The 18,857-nt window shown below is 73.5% G+C and carries 15 protein-coding genes and 1 pseudogene; 8 read left to right on the forward strand and 8 right to left on the reverse strand.

The features are described 5' to 3' along the window. Nucleotides 1–118: 118 nt before the first annotated feature. The 3 genes and pseudogenes from ACEZDE_RS05435 to ACEZDE_RS05445 form a co-directional block, all read right to left on the reverse strand. Nucleotides 119–949, reverse strand: a pseudogene (locus ACEZDE_RS05435) (SDR family NAD(P)-dependent oxidoreductase). Nucleotides 950–959: 10 nt separating this feature from the next. Next, nucleotides 960–1,832, reverse strand: coding sequence for an alpha/beta fold hydrolase (locus tag ACEZDE_RS05440; RefSeq protein ID WP_380532928.1), 873 nt, complete (start codon nt 1,830–1,832; stop codon nt 960–962). Then, nucleotides 1,829–3,412 carry a flavin-containing monooxygenase gene (locus tag ACEZDE_RS05445; RefSeq protein ID WP_380532931.1) on the reverse strand — a complete coding sequence of 528 codons (1,584 nt, stop codon included), beginning with the start codon at nt 3,410–3,412 and terminating at the stop codon, nt 1,829–1,831. Before ACEZDE_RS05445 ends, ACEZDE_RS05440 begins: the two co-directional genes overlap by 4 nt. 104 nt (nt 3,413–3,516) lie before the next feature. Here ACEZDE_RS05445 and ACEZDE_RS05450 point away from each other — a divergent pair, with 104 nt between their 5' ends. Beyond that, nucleotides 3,517–4,551, forward strand: a complete 1,035-nt coding sequence (locus ACEZDE_RS05450) for an AraC family transcriptional regulator (RefSeq protein WP_380532934.1) — start codon at nt 3,517–3,519, stop codon at nt 4,549–4,551. 83 nt (nt 4,552–4,634) lie between these two features. Beyond that, complete coding sequence (locus ACEZDE_RS05455; RefSeq protein WP_380532937.1) at nt 4,635–5,195, forward strand: TetR family transcriptional regulator; 561 nt, start codon at nt 4,635–4,637, stop codon at nt 5,193–5,195. Here the strand turns inward: ACEZDE_RS05455 and crcB are convergent. From crcB to ACEZDE_RS05475, 4 genes are all read right to left on the reverse strand, one after another. Then, on the reverse strand, nt 5,182–5,550 hold the full coding sequence (gene crcB, locus ACEZDE_RS05460) for a fluoride efflux transporter CrcB (RefSeq protein WP_380532939.1): 369 nt from the start codon (nt 5,548–5,550) through the stop codon (nt 5,182–5,184). The genes ACEZDE_RS05455 and crcB overlap by 14 nt on opposite strands. Before the next feature lie 3 nt (nt 5,551–5,553). Then, nucleotides 5,554–5,973 (reverse strand): DUF190 domain-containing protein, encoded by a 420-nt coding sequence (locus ACEZDE_RS05465; RefSeq protein WP_380532942.1) that lies wholly within the window; start codon nt 5,971–5,973, stop codon nt 5,554–5,556. Next, nucleotides 5,970–6,524, reverse strand: a complete 555-nt coding sequence (locus ACEZDE_RS05470; protein WP_380532945.1) for a fluoride efflux transporter FluC — start codon at nt 6,522–6,524, stop codon at nt 5,970–5,972. Before ACEZDE_RS05470 ends, ACEZDE_RS05465 begins: the two co-directional genes overlap by 4 nt. A gap of 216 nt (nt 6,525–6,740) precedes the next feature. After that, on the reverse strand, nt 6,741–7,226 hold the full coding sequence (locus ACEZDE_RS05475) for a hypothetical protein (protein ID WP_380532948.1): 486 nt from the start codon (nt 7,224–7,226) through the stop codon (nt 6,741–6,743). A gap of 134 nt (nt 7,227–7,360) precedes the next feature. On the opposite strand from ACEZDE_RS05475, the gene ACEZDE_RS05480 reads away from it, so the two are divergent. From ACEZDE_RS05480 to ACEZDE_RS05495, 4 genes are all read left to right on the forward strand, one after another. Further along, a complete protein-coding gene (locus ACEZDE_RS05480) occupies nt 7,361–8,707 on the forward strand; it encodes a sugar phosphate nucleotidyltransferase (RefSeq protein ID WP_380532951.1) in 1,347 nt (448 codons plus the stop codon). A gap of 16 nt (nt 8,708–8,723) precedes the next feature. After that, nucleotides 8,724–9,416 carry an SDR family oxidoreductase gene (locus ACEZDE_RS05485; RefSeq protein WP_380532954.1) on the forward strand — a complete coding sequence of 231 codons (693 nt, stop codon included), beginning with the start codon at nt 8,724–8,726 and terminating at the stop codon, nt 9,414–9,416. Nucleotides 9,417–9,486: 70 nt separating this feature from the next. Further along, the gene (glgX, locus tag ACEZDE_RS05490; protein WP_380532957.1) at nt 9,487–11,622 is read left to right on the forward strand and encodes a glycogen debranching protein GlgX; all 2,136 of its coding nucleotides are present in this window, start codon (nt 9,487–9,489) and stop codon (nt 11,620–11,622) included. After that, on the forward strand, nt 11,619–13,769 hold the full coding sequence (locus ACEZDE_RS05495; RefSeq protein WP_380532960.1) for an AGE family epimerase/isomerase: 2,151 nt from the start codon (nt 11,619–11,621) through the stop codon (nt 13,767–13,769). The genes glgX and ACEZDE_RS05495 overlap by 4 nt, the downstream gene beginning before the upstream one ends. 84 nt (nt 13,770–13,853) lie before the next feature. Here the strand turns inward: ACEZDE_RS05495 and ACEZDE_RS05500 are convergent, their stop codons facing one another. Continuing rightward, a complete protein-coding gene (locus ACEZDE_RS05500; protein WP_380532962.1) occupies nt 13,854–14,294 on the reverse strand; it encodes an SRPBCC family protein in 441 nt (146 codons plus the stop codon). A gap of 217 nt (nt 14,295–14,511) precedes the next feature. Here ACEZDE_RS05500 and ACEZDE_RS05505 point away from each other — a divergent pair, with 217 nt between their 5' ends. Then, nucleotides 14,512–16,614: a maltotransferase domain-containing protein gene (locus ACEZDE_RS05505; RefSeq protein WP_380532965.1), complete on the forward strand. Its 2,103-nt coding sequence runs from the start codon at nt 14,512–14,514 to the stop codon at nt 16,612–16,614. Next, nucleotides 16,611–18,821, forward strand: a complete 2,211-nt coding sequence (gene glgB, locus ACEZDE_RS05510) for a 1,4-alpha-glucan branching protein GlgB (protein WP_380532968.1) — start codon at nt 16,611–16,613, stop codon at nt 18,819–18,821. Before ACEZDE_RS05505 ends, glgB begins: the two co-directional genes overlap by 4 nt. The last annotated feature ends 36 nt before the right edge of the window (nt 18,822–18,857 follow it).

Here is an 18,857-nt window from a genome sequence, read left to right on the forward strand (position 1 = left end):
TCGGAGGGGGTGGGGGCACCAGGCAGGCGGCCGACGCCTCCGACGGTACTTGAGGTTCCCGGCCCCGGCCGGTACTCGGCCCCGGCGGCGCGCCGTGCGGCGCCGTGCGGCTGCGCGGTCAGCGCCTGCCCCGGGACTGAGCCAGCGTCAGGACCCTGGTGTACGAGCCGGGGGCGAGCCTGGCGATCAGGTCGGGGATCCTGGCGCTCCAGCCGATCAGTACCCGCGGCGAGCGCCGTTCGATGCCGCGCAGCACCGCCTCGGCGGCGGTGGCCGGGGGGATGGTGAGCAGCCTGCCGATCTGCTCCCGGCCCGCGGCGGTCTCCTGCTGGGTCACCCCGGAGCCGATCCGGGCGTTGCCGGCGATCCGGGTCGCGATCCCGCCGGGGTGCACGCAGGTGACCCCGACGCCCTCGCCCGCCAGCTCGGCGCGCAGCGCCTCGGTGAACCCGCGGACGGCGAACTTGCTCGCGCTGTAGGCGGGTTCACCGGCCGGGGCGATGATGCCGAAGACGCTGGAGACATTGGCCAGATGCGGCGCCGGGACGGGTCCGCAGCACCGGCAGCAGGTGGTGGGTGAGGGTGACCACGGCCCGGAAGTTGATGTCCATCAGCGGAACTCGTCCAGGGTGATCTGGTCGAACCGCCCGCCCAGCGCCACCCCGGCGTTGTTGACCAGCAGGGTGGTCTCCGGGTGGTCGGCCGCCAGTTGCCGGGCGGCCTTCTCGGTGGCCTCGTGGTCGGCCAGGTCGACCACCACGGTCGCCACGGCCAGGCCCGGACGTGCCGCGCGCATCGCGTCGGCGACCGTCCCCAGCCGTTCGGCGTCGCGGTCGAGCAGTACCAGGTGGCTGCCCCGGGCGGCCAGCGCACCGGCCAGCGCCTCGCCGATGCCGCTGGCGGCGCCGGTGACGATCGCGGTGCCGCCGCCGAAGGTGTACCTGTCCATGCCGGTCCTCTCAGGACGTGCCGCGGTCGCGGGCGAAGAACGCGGAGGCCAGCGCCGCGAACGCGTCGGCCCGTTCGATCTGCGGCATATGGCCGGTGTCGGTGAAGAGGTGGGACTCGGCCCGCGGCAGCGCCGCCCGCGCCGCGTCCAGGTGGGCGGCGGGCAGGATCAGGTCGCGGTCGCCCCAGACCACCAGGGTGGGCAGGTCGAGCCCGGCCAGCTCGGCCAGCAGCGCGGTGCGCCACGGCTCGCTGACGCCGCGGAAGCCGCCCAGGTCGCGGGCGACCTCCAGCAGGGTCCGGTTGTGGGCCGGGCGCCCGGCCAGCGCCAACGCCAGTTCGATCCGCTCGGGGGTGGCGAAGGACCGGTCGTGGAAGATCGCCCGGGTGGTCCTGGCCGCCCCGGTGCGGCTGGGGCGCAGCAGCAGGCCGCCCAGCGGACGGATCGCCAGCACCCGCAGCGCGATGGTCACTTCCTGCCCGAACCCGGCGCTGTTGGCCAGCAGCAGCGAGCGCACCCGCTCCGGCCGGTCCGCGGCCAGCCGCATCGCCACCGCGCCGCCGAGCGAGTTGCCGACCGCGTGCACCGGACCGCTCGCGCCCACCGCGTCCAGGAAGCCGGGCAGTGCCGAGGCCAGGCCGGTCAGCGTGCTCGGTCCGGGCAGCCGGTCCGAGTGGCCGAAGCCGGGCAGGTCGAGGCTGATCACCCGGTACTCGGCGGAGAGCCGGTCGTGCTGCTCGGACCAGTCCTCCAGGCTGCGCCCGATGCCGTGCAGCAGCAGCACCGGATCGCCGTCGCCGGTGGCCCGGTAGCGCATCCGCAGGCCGCCGACCTCGGCGGTCGCGGTCGGCGCGGCGGAGGGGAAGGCGGTGGAGGTGCTCACGCGGTACTTCCTTCCTTGGCGCGGCCCCCGACCGGCCGGGTGTCGGCAGCGGCGGCGTCACCGGCGGCGTTGGTGTTGGCGGCGTGGCCGAAGCGGACCGCGTCGGTCACCGGGCCGCGGCGCATCATCCGCAGGTCGCGGAGGTAGTTCTGGTGCAGCCGCCAGGGTGCGGACGGCCCCTGCCGCGGCAGCAGCCCGACGCTCCGCTGGACGTAGCCGGACTCCAGGTCGATCAGCGGGGCGAGCTGCTCCGCGTCGTCGAGGACCGGCGCGACCGGGGTGACGATCTGGTAGCCGCCGGCGTCCAGGTGCTGGAGCAGCCGGCACACGTACTGCGCGACCAGGTCGGCCTTCAGGGTCCAGGAGGCGTTGGTGTAGCCGACGGTGAGTGAGAAGTTGGGCACGCCGGACAGCATCATGCCCTTGTAGGCCATGGTCTCCGGCAGGGCGATGTCGCGGCCGTCGACGTTCAGCTCCATCCCGCCGATGGCGAGCAGGTTCAGCCCGGTCGCGGTCACGATGACGTCGGCGGGCAGCTCCGTGCCGGACTCCAGCGCGACGCCGGTGGCGGTGAAGCGCTCGATCCGGTCGGTGACCACCTCGGCCCGGCCGCTGCTGACGGCGGCGAACAGGTCGCCGTCGGGGACCACGCACAGGCGCTGGTCCCAGGGGTTGTAGGACGGCGCGAAGTGGGTGTCCACGTCGTACCCGGCCGGGAGCGCGGAGGCGGCGCCCCGGCGCAGGATCGACTTCATCAGCTTCGGCCGACGCCGGCTCAGTTGGTAGGTGGCCATGCTGAACAGCACGTTCTTCCAGCGGATCACCCGGTAGGCGGTGGTGGCCGGCAGCCGGCGGCGGAGCCGGTCGGCCAGGGCGTCGCTGCCCGGCAGCGCGGCGACATAGCTGGGGGAGCGCTGCAGCATGGTGACGTGCGCGGCCGTCTCGGCCATCGACGGCACCAGGGTCACCGCGGTCGCGCCGCTGCCGATGACCACCACCCGCTTGCCGGTGTAGTCGAGGTCGTCCGGCCAGTGCTGCGGGTGCACGATCCGTCCGACGAAGTCCTCGGACCCGGCGAACTCCGGGCTGTAGCCCTGGTCGTAGCGGTAGTAGCCGGCGCAGACCTGGAGGAACGAGCAGGTCAGGGTGACCGTCTCGGCGGGCTCGGCCGCGGGGTCGGCGTCGGGGTCGGCGCGGGTGGCGGTGACGGTCCACCGGGCGGTGTCCGAGGACCACTCGGCCCGTACCACCCGGTGGTGGAACCGGATGTGCCGGTCGATGCCGTTCTCCCTGGCGGTGTCCACCACGTAGTCGCGGATGGAAGTGCCGTCGGCGATCGCCTTGGGGTCGGTCCACGGGCGGAACGAGTAGCCCAGGGTGAACATGTCGGAGTCCGAGCGGACGCCCGGGTAGCGGAAGAGGTCCCAGGTGCCGCCGATCGCCCCGCGCGACTCCAGCAGGGTGAACGACTTCCCCGGACACTCGCGCCGCAGATGGCTGGCGGCCCCGATCCCGGACAGGCCGGCGCCGACGATCAGGACGTCGACGTGCTCAGGAGCCGGATGCGCGGCGGTACTCACCGATGGCCTCTTCTCGCGGGGTGGGGGACGGGACGCTGCCAGTCTGACCCCGGAACCACCCAACCGGCTTGACTTCAGACGACAGAGTTTTACCCTGGGGCGACATGACCCCCTTGGTGCGAGCCGCCGGACTGCGCGGCCTGGTCCCGCTGCTGGACGCGTTCGGCGAGGACGGTGCGGCGCTGCTCACCCGCTTCCGGATCGACCCGGCCGCGCCGGACTCCGACGACGCGCTGATCCCGGCCGGGGCCGCCGCCCGGGTGCTGGAGACCGCCGCGGCCCAGACCGGCCGTCCCGACCTGGGGCTGCTGCTGGCCGAGCGGCAGGACATCAGCATCCTCGGGCCGCTGGCCGTGGCCATCGAGACCTCGCCCACCATCGGCGCCGCGGTGGACTGCGCCTCGCGGTTCCTCTACATCCACAGCCCGGCGCTGAGCGTGGTCCAGGTCCCCGACCCGGACGGGGCCCCCGGCGTGGTCGGGCTGCTCTACCGGGCCAGCATCCCCGGGGCGCCGCCGCAGCCGCAGGCGACCGAGCTGGGGGTGGGCCTGATCCACCGCGTCCTGACCCAGGTGCGGAGCGGGTACGGGCTGCGCTCGGTGGACCTCCCGCACCCGATGCTGGCCCCGCGGGCCCGCTACGCCGCGTTCTTCGGCGCCGAGGTCAGGTTCGACCGCCCGTCCGCGGTGCTGCGGATGCCCGCGACGCTGATGTCCTCGCCGCTGGACAGCTGGGACGGGGTGCTGCGGGACATCGCCGTCGACTACCTGGCCAGCCACTTCGGCGAGCCGGGGGAGACGCTGACCGCGCGGGTCCGCGGCACGCTGGCGCGCTCGGTCGGCACCGCCGAGGTGAGCATCGGGTCCGTGGCGCGGTGGCACCGGATGCACCCGCGGACGCTGCAGCGGCACCTCGCCGCCGAGGGCACCAGCTACGAGGCGGAGCTGGACGGCGTCCGCAGGCGGCGGGCGCACCAGCTGCTGACCGAGACCGCGCTGCCGCTGTCGCAGATCACCGGGATGCTCGGGCTGTCCGAGCAGTCGGCGCTGACCCGCGCGGCCCGGCGCTGGTTCGGCGAGCCGCCGAGCCTGGTCCGCAAACGCGTGGCCGCGGGCCGCGGGGGCGCGGACGGGGGGTGACCGCGGCGGCGCGGGGTCTGTGTCCCGGTCAGGCCGGGCTCCAGTCAGGTTCCGGCGGCGCGCGTTAGGTTCGGGGCATGGGCATGGAGACCAGCACGCGGCGCGGGCCCTCCCCCAAGGGGGTGGCCCGGCGCGCGGAGATCCTGCGGGTGGCGCTGGACGCCTACCGGACGTCGGGACGGTACGGGCCGTCGCTGAAGTCCATCGCCGACGCCACCGGGCTCAGCGAGGCCGGGGTGCTGCACTACTTCGGCAGCAAGGACGAGCTGCTGGTGCAGGTCCTGGCGGCCGACGACGCGCGGTGCGCGGCGACCTACGACCTGACCACGATCGACGGCTTCTGGGAGCTGCTGGCGCACACGACCAGGACCCCGGGCCTGATCAGGCTCCTGATCGACATGACCGCCGCCGCCACGGACCCGGGGCATCCGGCGCACGCCTTCGTCGACCGCCGCACCCGGGACTGGCTGGCGCTGATGGAGCGGATCCTCGGCCCCGGCTACGACTGGGAGGCCCAGGTGCTGCTGGCCGCCGCCGACGGCCTGAGGTTCCAGTGGCTGCGCGATCCGTCCACCGACATCGTGGGCGACCTGCGCAGCCTGCACACCGCCCTGCTCAGCGGACCCGGCGTCAGATCCAGCTGAGCAGGCCGTAGCCGAGCGCCGCCGCGGCCAGGCCGAGGGCCAGGCTGCCGACGGCGTTGAGCCCGGCCTCCGCCAGCGAGCCGTCCTCCATCAGCCGGACGGTCTCGAAGGAGAAGGTGGAGAAGGTGGTCAGGCCGCCGCAGAAGCCGGTGCCGAGCAGCAGCCCGTGGTTCGCGGGCAGGTGGTGGTGCACGGTGGCGGCGGTCAGCGCGCCCAGCACGAACGACCCGCAGACGTTGATGAGCAGCGTTCCCCAGGGGAACACGCTGTCGTGCCGGGCCTGCACCGCCCGGTCGGTCAGGAAGCGCAGCGGCGCCCCGACCATGCCGCCGAGGAAGACCATCAGGACGGGCATCGCTCAGACGCTCCGCTCGGTGTCGGCGGGCCGCTCGGTGTCGGCGGGCGGGACGAGTTCGACGGTGTCGAGGGTGGCCAGGCTGTGCGGGCTGACCTCGCGCAGCTGCGGCAGGAAGGCGCGGATCCGCTCCGGCGTGTCGACGATGACCACCAGCACCGGCAGGTCGTCGGCGACGTCCAGCAGCCGGGTGGTGTGGATCATCCGGGAGGTACGGCCGAAGCCCTCGATGCCGCGCAGCACGCTGGCTCCGGCCAGGCCCGCCCGGTGCGCCCGGTGCACGATCTCGGTGTAGGCCGCGTGGTGGTGGAACGGGTCGTTGTCGGCGAGGTGGACGGTCAGCCGCAGCGCGGTGCCGCGCAGTTCCTCGCGGGGCTCCCGCGCGGGGCCCTCGTCCTGGTGGCGGCGGCGCAGCGGGCTCATCGTGGGGCTCCTTCAGGGGCCGGGTCGGCGGCGGTGGCCGCGACGGCGGTCGCGGTGTGTCCGGACTGGCTGCGGCGGCGGGGGCCGCGGCGCACCGGGAGTCCGCTCAGCAGCCGGGCCAGGGCGATGCCGGTCCACACCGCGGCCAGCCCGGCGATCAGGCTGGTCAGGGCGTAGGCGTCGGCGAGCGCCAGCCGCCCGTCGGCGATCAGGCCGCGGGTCTCGTTCATGTAGGTGGAGAAGGTGGTGAAGCCGCCGAGGACGCCGACCCCGAGGAAGGGGCGGCGGTAGCGCGACGGCGGCCAGACCTCGACCACGTAGACCATCAGCGCGCCCAGCAGCAGGCTGCCCAGGACGTTGGTGCCGAAGGTGGCCCAGGGGAAGCCGCCGGCCGGGGTGGGCCAGACGCGGGCGAGTCCGTAGCGGGCGAGGCTGCCGAGGCCGCCGCCCAGCGCGATGACGGCCAGCACGCCCCCCTGCCGGTTCCGCTCGCCGCGGGCCCGCGGCGGCCCTGCGGTGTCCGGGTCGATCGGGAGCTCGGCTGCGGGCATCGGCCCTCCTGGGGGCGTGGGCCCGCCGCGGGCGGCCGGGCCGGTGCGGGGTGTGCGGGGCATGGCTCTCCTACCTGAGTCCAGGGCCGCCCGGGTACGGGCGGCCGCCAGGTAGGGACCGTTGGCAGCTCGACGTCACGCTGCGGTTCTACGGCGAGCCCCTCCGCCGTACGCACGAGGATAGCGCCCCCGGGTCCGGCCCGTGCAGAAGGGGGGCTACCGCCGGTCGGCCCGGCGGCCGTCCCAGGCGCCCAGTGCGGTGGCCAGCTCGTCGTCGTCGCGGCAGGGCAGCTCGGTGTAGCCGCCGGGACCGGTCGGCACCACCAGCCACAGGCGCTCCTGCATGCCGGTCGAGGTGATGTCCTCGCGCGCGGTCTCGTGCCGGAACAGCGCCCACAGGTCCTGGCCCAGCGGGGCGACCGCGGTCAGCGTGGCCGCGCCGGGGTGGGTGTAGCCGGTCCAGTCCCGGCCGTCCAGCACCCGGTCCAGGGTCCGCGGCAGCTGCCGTCCGGTGAAGGCGGCGGCCCGGCGGACCGCCTCGGCGCGGCGGTTGCGGTGCCGGGTCAGCTCGCGCTTGCGGCGGCGCTCCTCCGAGGCCGAGTGCCGCTGCGCCAGCCGGGCCCGGTGCACGGCGGCCAGGTCGCGCAGGGCCCCGGCCGGATCCCCCGGGCGGTCCTGACTGGTGGGCATGGTCTCGGTCATCGGCGTCCCTCCAACGTTTCCAGCAGAGATTACTCCAGGCGTGGCAATAGATGACTTATATTACTGACTGCTTGACTAGGAATGACAGAGGTTGTTGTATGGCCTCTGGGGAGCTGACGACCGGAGGAGCACTGATGGCTGGGGGAGGGCGTGAGACCGTCGGCATCATCCTGGCCGGCGGCCGGGGAGAGCGGGCGAAACCGATCACTCTGGAATCCGCGGACTACATACGCAGCAAGGCGCTGATCCCGTTCGCCGGGCGGCGCCTGATCGAATGGGTCGTCGATGCCTGCCGGGAGCAGGGCATCCGCCGCTTCTACGTGGTAGCCCAGGGGCTGGAGAACCGCAACCAGATCAAGCTCCTGCTCGGCCACGGCGAGCGCTACGGAGTCGACATCCAGTACTCGCGGGCCCGCTTCGACCGCTACAACGTCGGCTCGGGCGCCGCCACGCTGCACAACCTGGAGTACTGGGACCTGCGGGACCAGGCGCTGGTCCTGCCGGTCGACTCGATCTTCGAGTTCTCGCTGGCCGAGATGGAGGCCACCCACCGCCGCAACGGCGCCCTGGTCACCGTCGCCGCGGTGGAGCGGACCGCGGCGGAGGTGGCGGGCAAGTACGGGGCCATGCAGACCGGTTCGAACGGCCTGGTCAACGGCTTCGTGGAGAAGCCGGGACTGGAGCGGATCAGCCGGCTCTTCCCGGGGGCGGCCGACCCGGACCTCGGTGCGCTGATCCCCACCAACGCCGGGATGTACCTGGTCGACAGCAACGGGCTGCGCCGCGCGGCCCGGGACCCGGAGCTGATGCGGCTGGCCCAGCAGCGGCTGGACTGGGGCGGCGACCTGCTGCCCTGGCTGGTCGGCCACGGCCTGATGGTGGCGGTCCACCCGATCGACCGGCTGGGCGACCTCGGCAGCGTCGAGGACTACCTGCTGACCCTCGGCGAGGTGCTCGGCGGCGGCTACCCGCAGATGGACCAGCTGATGGAGGTCCCGCACAACAAGGAACCGCGCTACTGGATCGACGAGACCAGCCTCAACACCAGGGACGAGCGGACCGGCACCACGCTGGCCCAGAAGATCGAGGACGGCAGCGTGGTGATCGGCCCCGGGGTCCGGATCGGCCGCCACGTCGAGATCGGCTCGGGCGTGCGGATGGAGTACGCCGACATCGGCGACGGGGTGGAACTGCGCGAGGGCGCCCGGCTGAGCCGTACCGCCTGCGGCGACTCCTCGGTGATCGGCCCGTACGCCGAGATCAGCGACTGCTATGTGGGGCCGATGGCCGAGGTCGAGTCGGAGCGCCGCAGACCGGTCCGGCTGGAGTCCTTCACCGCGCTCGGCGACGGGGTGCACCTGTGGCCCGGCACCGAGCTGTCCCGGGTGAGCGTCTACCCCCGGCTCAGGATTCCGACCGTCACCGGCCTTCCGCCGGGCACCAGCATCACCAGCGCCGAGGACCTCGGCCGATGGCTCTGAGCAGCAGGAGGAAGCAATGGACAGTCCGGTGACAGTGGTCGGTGGCACGGGGCGGGTCGGGCGCCTGGTCGTCCGCAAGCTGCTCGGCCGCGGCGAGCGGGTCCGGGTGGTCGGACGCAGCCCGCAGCGCGCCCGGCGGCACCTGCCGGCCGGGGCCGAGTTCCAACAGGGGGACGTCCGGGTGGCCGGCTCGCTCGGGACGGCGCTGGCGAACTCGTCGGCGGTGGTCTACTGCGTCGAGCCCGGCACTGACGAGCGCGGCCCGGACCGGCCGGAGACCACCCTGCACATCGGGGTCCGCAACGTGCTGGAGGCGGCCACCGCGTCCGGCGGCCACCCGCACGTGGTGCTGGTCAGCCAGCTCCACGCGACGCACCACGGCCACCCCTTCAACGCCTACGGGCGGGTCCTCGACTGGCGGCTCGCCGGGGAGGGGACAGTGCGCGGCTCCGGCCTCCCGTACACCGTGGTGCGGCCCGGCTGGCTCACCGACGGGCCGGTCGCCGGGGGCGGGGTGCACCTGGCCCAGGGCGACCGCGGTGACGGCCGGGTCTGCCGCCAGGACGTGGCCGAGGCCTGCGTGCAGGCGCTCTACTGCCCCTCGGCCAGCGGGGTGACCTTCGAGATGTTCAACGAGCCCGGTCCGGCCGCCCCGTCCTGGGAACGGCTGTTCGCGGCCCTCGAATGGGACCTGGCCCCGGTGGGGTGACCTCCGCGCTGCCCGGCACCTGTCCAGCACCTGTCCAGGCCCCTGACGCCCAGAGAGGCGACAAGACGACATGACGACCAGTGAGATCCTCCAGATCCCCCCGCCCCCGGCGCCCCCCGGCGCCGTCGGCGCCGGACGGCCCCAGCCGCTCGGCGCGACCGTCGACCGGGACGGCGTGAACTTCTCGGTCTTCTCCGAGCGCGCGACCGCGGTGCAGTTGCTGCTGTTCGACCGGCACGACGCGCCCGAGCCCAGCCGGGTCATCGCGCTCGACCCGGACCTGCACCACAGCTACCACTTCTGGCACTGCCGGGTGGACGGGCTGGGTCCCGGCCAGGTCTACGCCTACCGGATGGACGGCCCCGGCGACACCAGGGAGACCGGCAGCCGCTTCAACCCGCGCAAGGTGCTGCTCGACCCGTACGCGCGGGCGAACATCAACTCGGTCTGGGACCGGGCCGGGGCGGTCGGACCGCAGGACAACTGCGCGACCGCGATGCGCAGCATGGTGGTCGACCTGGACGCCTACGACTGGGAGGGCGACCAGCCGCTGCGCACCCCGCTGGCGGACACCGTGATCTACGAGGCGCACGTCCGCGGCATGACCGCGTCGCCCACCTCGGGCGTCGCCGACCCGGGCACCTTCCCCGGGCTGATCGAGAAGATCCCGCACCTCAAGGAGCTGGGGATCACCGCGGTGGAGCTGCTGCCGGTCTTCGACTTCGACGAGACCCAGGTGCTGCGGAGCGGCCCGGACGGGGAGCCGCTGCGCAACTACTGGGGCTACGACCCGTTCGGCTTCTTCGCCCCGCACACCGGCTACTGCGCCGACGCGCGCGACTGCCAGCACATCACCGAGTTCCGGGACCTGGTCAAGGCCCTGCACCGGGCCGGCATCGAGGTGATCCTGGACGTGGTGTTCAACCACACCTCGGAGGGCAACGAGAACGGCCCCGCGATCAGCTTCCGTGGCCAGGCCAACGAGGCGTACTACCACCTGTGGGCCCAGGACCGGCGCCACTACATGGACTTCACCGGCTGCGGGAACTCGGTCAACGCCAACCACCCGGCGGTCGCCAAGTTCATCATCGAGTGCCTGGAGTACTGGGTCACCGAGCACCACGTCGACGGCTTCCGGTTCGACCTGGCCTCGGAGCTGTCCCGCGGCGCCGAGGGCTACGAGCTGGAGGTGCCGCCGCTGCTGTGGGGGATCGAGCTGTCCGGCATCCTCTCCGAGTCCAAGATCATAGCCGAGCCCTGGGACGGCAGCGGGCTCTACCAGGTGGGCCGGTTCCCGGGGAACCGCTGGAGCCAGTGGAACGGGCCGTTCCGGGACGAGGTGCGCCGCTTCGTGCGCGGCGACGCCGGTCTGGTCGGCTCGCTGGCCACCCGGATCGGCGGCTCCCGCGACCTGTTCAGCCGGGCCGCCGACCTGCCCACCAACGGGATCAACTTCATCACCTGCCACGACGGCTTCACCATGAACGACCTGGTCAGCTACAACCGCAAGGACAACTACCGCAACGGCGAGTCCGACGCCGACGGCAGCTTCGAGAACTACAGCTGGAACTGCGGGGTGGAGGGTCCCACCGACGACGACGGGATCGACCGGCTGAGGGTCCGTCAGACCAAGAACCTGGCCGCGCTGCTGCTACTCAGCCGGGGCGTCCCGATGCTGCTGGCCGGGGACGAGTTCCGGAACAGCCAGGGCGGCAACAACAACGCCTACTGCCAGGACGGCCCGACCTCGTGGCTGGACTGGGACCAGGCCGCCAAGGAGACCGAGGTGCACCGGTTCTTCCAGGGCATGGTCGCGCTGCGCAAGCGCCACCCGGCGCTGCGCGCGCCGCGGTTCTTCACCGGGAGGGTGAACGAGCGCGGCCTGCCCGACGTCTCCTGGCACGGCACCACGCTGGGCTGCCCCGGCTGGGACGACCCGGAGGCCCGGGTGCTCTCGTTCACCCTGGCCGGCTTCGACGGCCATCCCGACCTGCACGTCGTGCTCAACATGTTCCACCTGGGCCTGGACTTCGAGCTGCCGGTGATCGACGGCCGCTGCTGGGCCCTGACCGTGGACACCGCCCGCGCCGAAGGCCAGGACCTCCTGCCCCCCGGCTCCGAACTGCCGGTGTCCGGTTCCACCGTCCATGCCCATGGCCGCAGCGTCGTCGTCCTGACCTCGCTGCCGGAGGGAGTCAACCGATGAGCCTGTCCGAACACACCCGAACCTGCTCCGACAGCGTCGCCGGGTACATCACCGGCTACGAGCCCACCTACGGCCGCTTCGGCCTGCGCACCTCCGACGGGCGCGAACTCACGGTCCACCTGGGCGAGTCGGTGAACTCGCAGATCGTCCGCAACCTGGGCGACGCGCCCAGGGACACCAGCGGCAGCACCAGGGACATGCTCTCCGAGGGCCGCTACGTCTTCGTCTACGGCATCTTCTACCGGTGGGACGGCGGCGAGCGGATCGAGGCCCGCAGCATCACCTTCCCCGAGGAGCGCCGCGGCAGCTACGTCTTCGAGCACCCGGCCTGGTGGGTCCAGCAGGCCACCGAGATCGCCGACTTCTACCTGCGCGGCCACTTCCCCGACGGGGTCTACGACTGGCGCAACTTCCGGACCCGGCTGACCCTGTCCGGCACCCACGTCCCGGACACCGCGGGGGAGGACGTGCGGCAGGAGACCGACACGATATCCCGACTGGTCTACGGCCTCTCCACGGCGTACCTGCTGACCGGCGAGGACCGGTTCCTGGAGGCGGCCGAGTCCGGCACCGAGTACCTGCGCGAGCACATGCGGGTGGTCGACGACCGCGACGGCATCGTCTACTGGTACCACGGCATCGACATCACCCCGTCCGGCCAGCGCAAGGTGCTGGCCTCGGAGTTCGGCGACGACTTCGACGCCATCCCGATGTACGAGCAGATCTACGCCCTGGCCGGGCCGACCCAGACCTTCCGGGTCACCGGCGACCCGCAGATCCTGTCCGACATCGACCGCACCGTGGCGCTGTTCCACCGCTACTTCAGGGACACCGAGCGCGGCGGGTTCTTCTCGCACCTGGACCCGATCACCATGGACCCCAGGGCCGACACGCTCGGCCGCAACCGCTCCCGGAAGAACTGGAACTCGGTCGGCGACCACGCCCCTGCCTACCTGATCAACGCCTACCTGGCGACCGGGCGCGACGACTTCGCGGAGCTGCTGCAGGAGACCGCCGACGCCATCGTGGAGCACTTCCCGGACGAGCCCAACAGCCCGTTCGTGCAGGAGCGGTTCCACGAGGACTGGAGCCCGGACCGGACCTGGGGCTGGCAGCAGGACCGCGCGGTGGTCGGCCACAACCTGAAGATCGCCTGGAACCTCACCAGGATCAGGGCGCTGCACGACAAGCCCGACTACGCCGACCTGGCCGAGCGGATCGCCGAGATCATGCCGGCCGTCGGCAGCGACCAGCAGCGCGGCGGCTGGTACGACGTGGTCGAGCGGATCGCCGACCCGGACAGCGGCGCGCACCGGCTGGTCTGGCACGACCGCAAGGCCTGGTGGCAGCAGGAGCAGTCGATCCTGGCCTACCTGATCCTGGCGGGCGTCTCCGGCGACCCGGAGCACCGCCGGCTGGCCCGGGAGGCGGCGGCCTTCTACAACGCCTTCTTCCTGGACTACGACGACGGCGGGGTGTACTTCAACGTCCTGGCCAACGGCCTGCCGTACCTGGTGGGCACCGAGCGGCTCAAGGGCAGCCACTCGATGGCCGGCTACCACGCGCTGGAGCTGTGCTACCTGGCCGCCACGTACACCGGACTGCTCATCAACTCCGCGCCGCTGACCCTGCACTTCCGCCCGCTGCCGGGGGCGCTGCCGGGCGGGATCCTGCGGGTCTCGCCGGACCTGCTGCCGCCGGGGTCGGTGCAGCTGGCCCGGGTCTGGGTGGACGGGGAGCCCTACAAGGACTTCGACGCCGAGGCGCTGACCGTCAAGCTGCCGGTGAGCAGCCGCCCGCAGCGGGTGCGGGTGGAGATCGAGCCGGTGGAGATGCGGCTGCGGATCAACAGCGACTTCGACGGCATGACCGCCCACATCCACCTGAGCGGCGCGGTGGACCGCACCGAGCTGGACAAGTTCCGCCGCGGCCTGGCCGAGGCGCTCTCGGCCGGACCGCGCCGGGTGGAGTTCCACCTGAGCGAGCTGACCGAGATGAGCCGTCCGGCGATCAACGAGCTGCTGTTCCACCGCACCAAGACCGGCCTGGACGTGGACTTCGTGATCGTCGGCTGCGTGCTGCCGGACGTGATCCAGGCACTGGTGGCCACCGACGCGTTCCTGATCGACCCCACCGTGCGGGCCTGACCGCCGCGCACACGGCCCCGGCCCCCGCTCCGTCCGTCGACGGGGCGGGGGCCGGGGCCTTTGCGGGGGACCGCTGACGGCCGCTCAGGCGGCCTGCGCGGCGGCCACCCGGACCAGGGTCTCCACGATGCCGGGGATGACCGCGGTGAGGACGGGGCCGATCGCCGGGCCCAGCGAGTCGGCGGCCGGTCCCGCGATCTCCACGCCGTGGGTGATCCTGGTGCCGCCGGGAACCTCGGCCAGCCGGTGCACGAAGCGCAGCGTCACCGCGCCGGGGATCTCGCTCTCGGTGGTGAAGCCCCGCTCCGGCTGGGCCCGGACCAGCAGGAAGGGCACCGGGGCGCGCCCGCGTGGATCGCCCTCCCTGGGCACCAGCCGCCCCCGGGTACCGGCCGCGAACGGGCCGGCCAGGGTCATCCGCTCCAGCCCCGGGTCGAACGCCGGCCAGAGCGCGGTGTTCGCATAGCAGGCCCACACCTGGGCCGGGGTGACGTCCGCGTCGACGCTGTGCTCATGGCTCCACATGTGCGTGAGCGTGGCCGAGCGGGGCCGCCGGGTCAACGGAAGGCCGCCGATCCGGTGGCGACTCCACGAGGTCCGACGACTCCCCGCAGTCCCGGGGACCTGACGGAGTGCCAGGTGATTCCCCGTCGCCCGGGGCCGGATCCCCGGGCCGGCGTGCTGGACTCAGGAGGCTGAGCCGTTTCGACAGTGGTATTCCCACGACCAGCGGAGGCACCTCGTGAAGAGCACATCACCCCCGCCGCCCGGGGAGGGCCGGCTGCAGATCACCGACGTCCGACCGGAGGTCGACCACGGGCGCCGCCCCGTGCGCGCCGTCCCCGGAGAGCTGTTCGAGGTCTCGGCGACGGTGTTCCGCGAGGGCCACGAGTCCATCGCCGCCCATGTGCTGCTCGCACCCGAGGGCGGCGGCGCCCGACCGCTCCGGTTCCCGTTGGCCGAGCCGGTGCCGGGCACCGACCGGTTCGCCGCGGAGGTCGCGGTCGACCGCGAGGGCGACTGGACCTACCGGGTCGAGGCCTGGACCGATCCGGTCGCGACCTGGCTCCAGGTGGCCGCGGCCAAGGTCCCGGCCCGGGTGGACCTGGAACTGGTCTTCGCCGAGGGCGCGCTGCTGCTCCGCCAGGTCCTGGCCGCCCACTGCCCCGCCGACGGCGCCGATCCCGCCGCCGAGGCCCTTGTCGACGCCGCCGCGGGGAACGACCCGCTGCTCCCCGCGGAGCGGGCGCTGCTGGAACGCGTGGAGGCGGCCCTCGCCGACCGCGCCGCCGCGCCCGACGCCCGCCTCGCCGCGGTGCTCGACCCGGCCGCCGCCGCCGTGCTGGCCGCCCACCCGCTGCGCGAACTCCGCACCAGCGGCCCGGAACTCCCGCTCCGGGTGGACCGCGAGCGCGCGCTCTACGGCTCCTGGTACGAGTTCTTCCCGCGCTCGGAGGGCGCGGTGGTGGACCCGGCCGGGCTCGCCCCGCCGCGTTCCGGCACCCTGCGGACCGCGGCCGAGCGGCTGGCCGGGGTGGCCGCGATGGGCTTCGACGTGGTGTACCTGCCGCCGATCCACCCGATCGGGCGGCGCGGCCGCAAGGGGCCTGGCAACACCGCCACCGCGGTCGACGGCGACCCCGGCTCGCCCTGGGCCGTCGGCGCCGACGAGGGCGGCCACGACGCGGTGCACCCGGAGCTGGGCACCCTGGCCGACTTCGACCACTTCACCGCGACCGCGGCCGGGCTGGGCCTGGAGGTCGCCCTCGACTTCGCCCTGCAGTGCTCCCCCGACCACCCGTGGGTCCGGCAGCACCCGCAGTGGTTCCGGCACCAGTTGGACGGCAGCATCGCCTACGCCGAGAACCCGCCGAAGAAGTACCAGGACATCTACCCGCTCCACTTCGGCACCGACCCCGAGGGCATCCTCGACGAGAGCCTGCGGGTGCTGCGGCACTGGATGGACCACGGGGTCCGGATCTTCCGGGTGGACAACCCGCACACCAAGCCGGTCGCGTTCTGGGAGCGGCTGATCGCCGCCGTCCACGCCACCGACCCGGACGTGCTGTTCCTGGCCGAGGCGTTCACCCGCCCGGCGATGGTGCGGGCGCTGGCCCGGGTCGGCTTCCACCAGTCGTACAGCTACTTCACCTGGCGCGAGACCAAACAGGAACTGGCGGACTACCTGGGCGAACTGGCCGGCCTCGACGCGCTCGACCCGGTCGGGAACGCCGCCGTGCTGCGGCCCAACCTCTTCGTGAACACCCCGGACATCCTCCCGGACCACCTCCGCGACGCCCCCCGGGCGGCCTTCGCGCTGCGCGCCGTGCTGGCGGCCACGGCCGGCCCGTCCTGGGGCGTGTACTCGGGCTTCGAGCTGTACGAGTCGGCGGCGGTCGCCCCGGGCGCCCAGGAGTACCTGGACTCGGAGAAGTACCAGTACCGGCCCAGGGACTGGGCCGCCGCCGAGCGCGCAGGGGACAGCCTGGCCCCGCTGATCACCCGGCTGAACCAGCTCCGCCGGGAGCACCCGGCGCTGCGCCGGCTGCGCAACCTGCGGGTGCACCCGACCGACAACGACGCGCTGCTGTGCTTCTCCAAGCAGGCCCCCGCGGGCCGGTCCACGGACCGGGTGATCGTCGTGGTCAACCTCGACCCGGAGCAGGCCAGGGAGGGCTACGTGCACCTGGACCTGGCCGAACTCGGCCTGGTCGCGGGGGAGGAGTTCGAGGTCAGGGACCAGCTCGGCGGCGGCAGTCACCGCTGGCGCGGGAGCGACTACGTCCGGCTCGACCCGGGGGAGCGGGTCGCCCACCTGTTCACCGTGCACCCGGACCGGCGGTGAACCACCCGGCGTCGGGAGAGCGGGCCCCGACCCGGGCGCTGCTGGCCGGGGTGCATCCCGATCCGCACAGCCTGCTCGGGCCGCACCCGGACCCGGACGGGGTGGTGTTGCGGGTGCTGTGCCCCCGGGCCGAGCAGGTGACCGCGGTCGCCGGACGGTGCCGGGTCCGGCTGCGACCCGAGGGCCACGGCCTGTTCACCGGCCTGCTGCCGGGCCGGGGCGCCCCGGACTACCAGCTGGAGGTGGCGGACGGGGACCGGGTCCGCCGGGTGGACGACCCGTACCGGTTCCCGCCGACGGTCGGCCCGGAGGACCTGGAGCTGATCGCCGGGGGCCGGCACCGGCGGCTGTGGCGGGTCCTCGGCGCGCACACCCGGGAGCTGCCGGCGGCCGGCCGGACCGTGGCCGGCACCGCCTTCGCGGTCTGGGCCCCGGGCGCCCGGGGGGTCCGGCTCAGCGGCGACTTCAACGGCTGGCTCGGCGCCGGGCACCCGATGCGGCGGCTGGGGGAGTCCGGCGTCTGGGAGCTGTTCGTCCCCGGGGCAGGCGACGGCGCGCGGTACACCTACGAGGTGCTGGGCCCGGACGGGGTCTGGCAGCAGAAGGCGGACCCGCTGGCGACGGCGGCCGAGCGGCCGCCGTCCACCGCCTCGCTGGTGTGTACCCCGCGCCATGCCTGGGGCGACGCCGGGTGGATGGGACGGCGGGACCGCAGCGACCCCCGGGCGGCGCCGACCAGCGTCTACGAGGTGCATCTCGGCTCCTGGCGGGCCGGCCTCGGCTACCGCGAGCTGGCCCGCGAACTCCCGCGCTACGTCAAGGACCTGGGGTTCAGCCACGTCGAGTTCATGCCGGTGGCGGAGCACCCGTTCGCCGGCTCCTGGGGCTACCAGGTCACCTCCTACTACGCCCCCACCGCGCGGCTCGGCAGCCCGGACGACTTCCGGCTGCTGGTGGACGCGCTGCACCGGGCCGGGGTCGGGGTGCTGCTCGACTGGGTCCCCGGCTACTTCCCCAGGGACGACTGGGCGCTGGCCCGGTTCGACGGCTCGGCCCTGTACGAGACCGCGGACTCGGCCGACCGGAACCGCGACGGCGCGGACACCCTGGCCTTCGACTACGCACGGCCGCAGGTGCGCGACTTCCTGATCGCCAACGCGCTGTTCTGGTGCGAGGAGTTCCACGTCGACGGGCTGCGGGTGGACGCCCCTGCGTCGATGCTCTACCGGGGGCGTCCGGGCGCACCGCGGGGCTGGGCCCCGGACGGCTGGGAGGTCCGCGAGGACCCGGACGCCGCGGCGCTGCTGCGGGAGCTGAACACGGTGCTGCACCGCCGCTTCCCCGGCGTGGCCACCATCGCCGGCGCGTGCGCGTCCTGGGCCGGGGTGACCGCCCCGGTGGAGTCCGGCGGCCTCGGGTTCGACTTCGGCTGGAACGCCGGCTGGGCCCACGACACCCTGGCGTACCTGCAGGAGGACCCGGTGCACCGGCAGTTCCACCACGGCCGGATGACCTCCCCGATGCGCTACGCCTACGCGGAGCGGCACATCCTCCCGGTGAGCCATGACGACCTGGTGCACGGCCGCGGCTCACTGCTGGCCCAGATCCCCGGCGACCCCTGGCAGAAGTTCGCCACGCTGCGCGCCTACCTGGCCTTCCAGTGGGCCCAGCCGGGCCGGAAGCTGCTGTTCATGGGCCAGGAGCTGGGCCAGCCGGACGAGTGGTGGCACGAGGGCGAGTTGGGCTGGGACCTGCCGGAGATCCCCGGGCAGCCGGGCGAGCGGCACCGCGGGGTACGGACCCTGGTCCGCGACCTCAACCGGCTGCAGCGGTCGGTGCCGGCGCTGTGGCAGCGGGACGACTCCCCGGACGGCTTCGACTGGATCGCCGAGGACGCGGCGCAGGAGAACATGCTCGCCTTCGTCCGGCACGACGCCGCGGGCGAGCCGCTGGTGTGCGTCTACAACTTCTGCCCGGTGCCGCGGACCGGGTTGCGGCTGCCGCTGCCCCGGGCCGGGCGCTGGCAGGAGGTGCTGAACACCGACTCGCACTACTACGGCGGGACCGGGACGGGAAACCAGGGGGCGATCACCGCTGAGCCGGGACCGGTCCCCGGCACCGCCCGGACCACCCTGCTGCTCCCGGCCCTGGCGGCGCTGTGGCTGCGGCCGGGGGATCCTGCGCCGCCCTGCGCCGACCAAAAATGACAAGAGTGGTCATACCAGTTGACTCACCCTGTGTTG

The organism is Streptacidiphilus cavernicola (genome assembly GCF_042510955.1).
GTDB lineage: Bacteria > Actinomycetota > Actinomycetes > Streptomycetales > Streptomycetaceae > Streptacidiphilus > Streptacidiphilus cavernicola.

What these genes read in the sequence shown, in the direction of transcription:
- ACEZDE_RS05475 (WP_380532948.1), bottom strand. Translation starts at nt 7,226, where the DNA reads ATGACCGAGACCATGCCCACCAGTCAGGACCGCCCGGGGGATCCGGCC.
- ACEZDE_RS05465 (WP_380532942.1), bottom strand. Translation starts at nt 5,973, where the DNA reads ATGAGCCCGCTGCGCCGCCGCCACCAGGACGAGGGCCCCGCGCGGGAG.
- ACEZDE_RS05480 (WP_380532951.1), top strand. Translation starts at nt 7,361, where the DNA reads ATGGCTGGGGGAGGGCGTGAGACCGTCGGCATCATCCTGGCCGGCGGC.
- ACEZDE_RS05470 (WP_380532945.1), bottom strand. Translation starts at nt 6,524, where the DNA reads ATGCCCGCAGCCGAGCTCCCGATCGACCCGGACACCGCAGGGCCGCCG.
- ACEZDE_RS05485 (WP_380532954.1), top strand. Translation starts at nt 8,724, where the DNA reads ATGGACAGTCCGGTGACAGTGGTCGGTGGCACGGGGCGGGTCGGGCGC.
- ACEZDE_RS05450 (WP_380532934.1), top strand. Translation starts at nt 3,517, where the DNA reads ATGACCCCCTTGGTGCGAGCCGCCGGACTGCGCGGCCTGGTCCCGCTG.
- ACEZDE_RS05495 (WP_380532960.1), top strand. Translation starts at nt 11,619, where the DNA reads ATGAGCCTGTCCGAACACACCCGAACCTGCTCCGACAGCGTCGCCGGG.
- crcB (WP_380532939.1), bottom strand. Translation starts at nt 5,550, where the DNA reads ATGCCCGTCCTGATGGTCTTCCTCGGCGGCATGGTCGGGGCGCCGCTG.
- ACEZDE_RS05500 (WP_380532962.1), bottom strand. Translation starts at nt 14,294, where the DNA reads ATGTGGAGCCATGAGCACAGCGTCGACGCGGACGTCACCCCGGCCCAG.
- glgX (WP_380532957.1), top strand. Translation starts at nt 9,487, where the DNA reads ATGACGACCAGTGAGATCCTCCAGATCCCCCCGCCCCCGGCGCCCCCC.
- ACEZDE_RS05455 (WP_380532937.1), top strand. Translation starts at nt 4,635, where the DNA reads ATGGAGACCAGCACGCGGCGCGGGCCCTCCCCCAAGGGGGTGGCCCGG.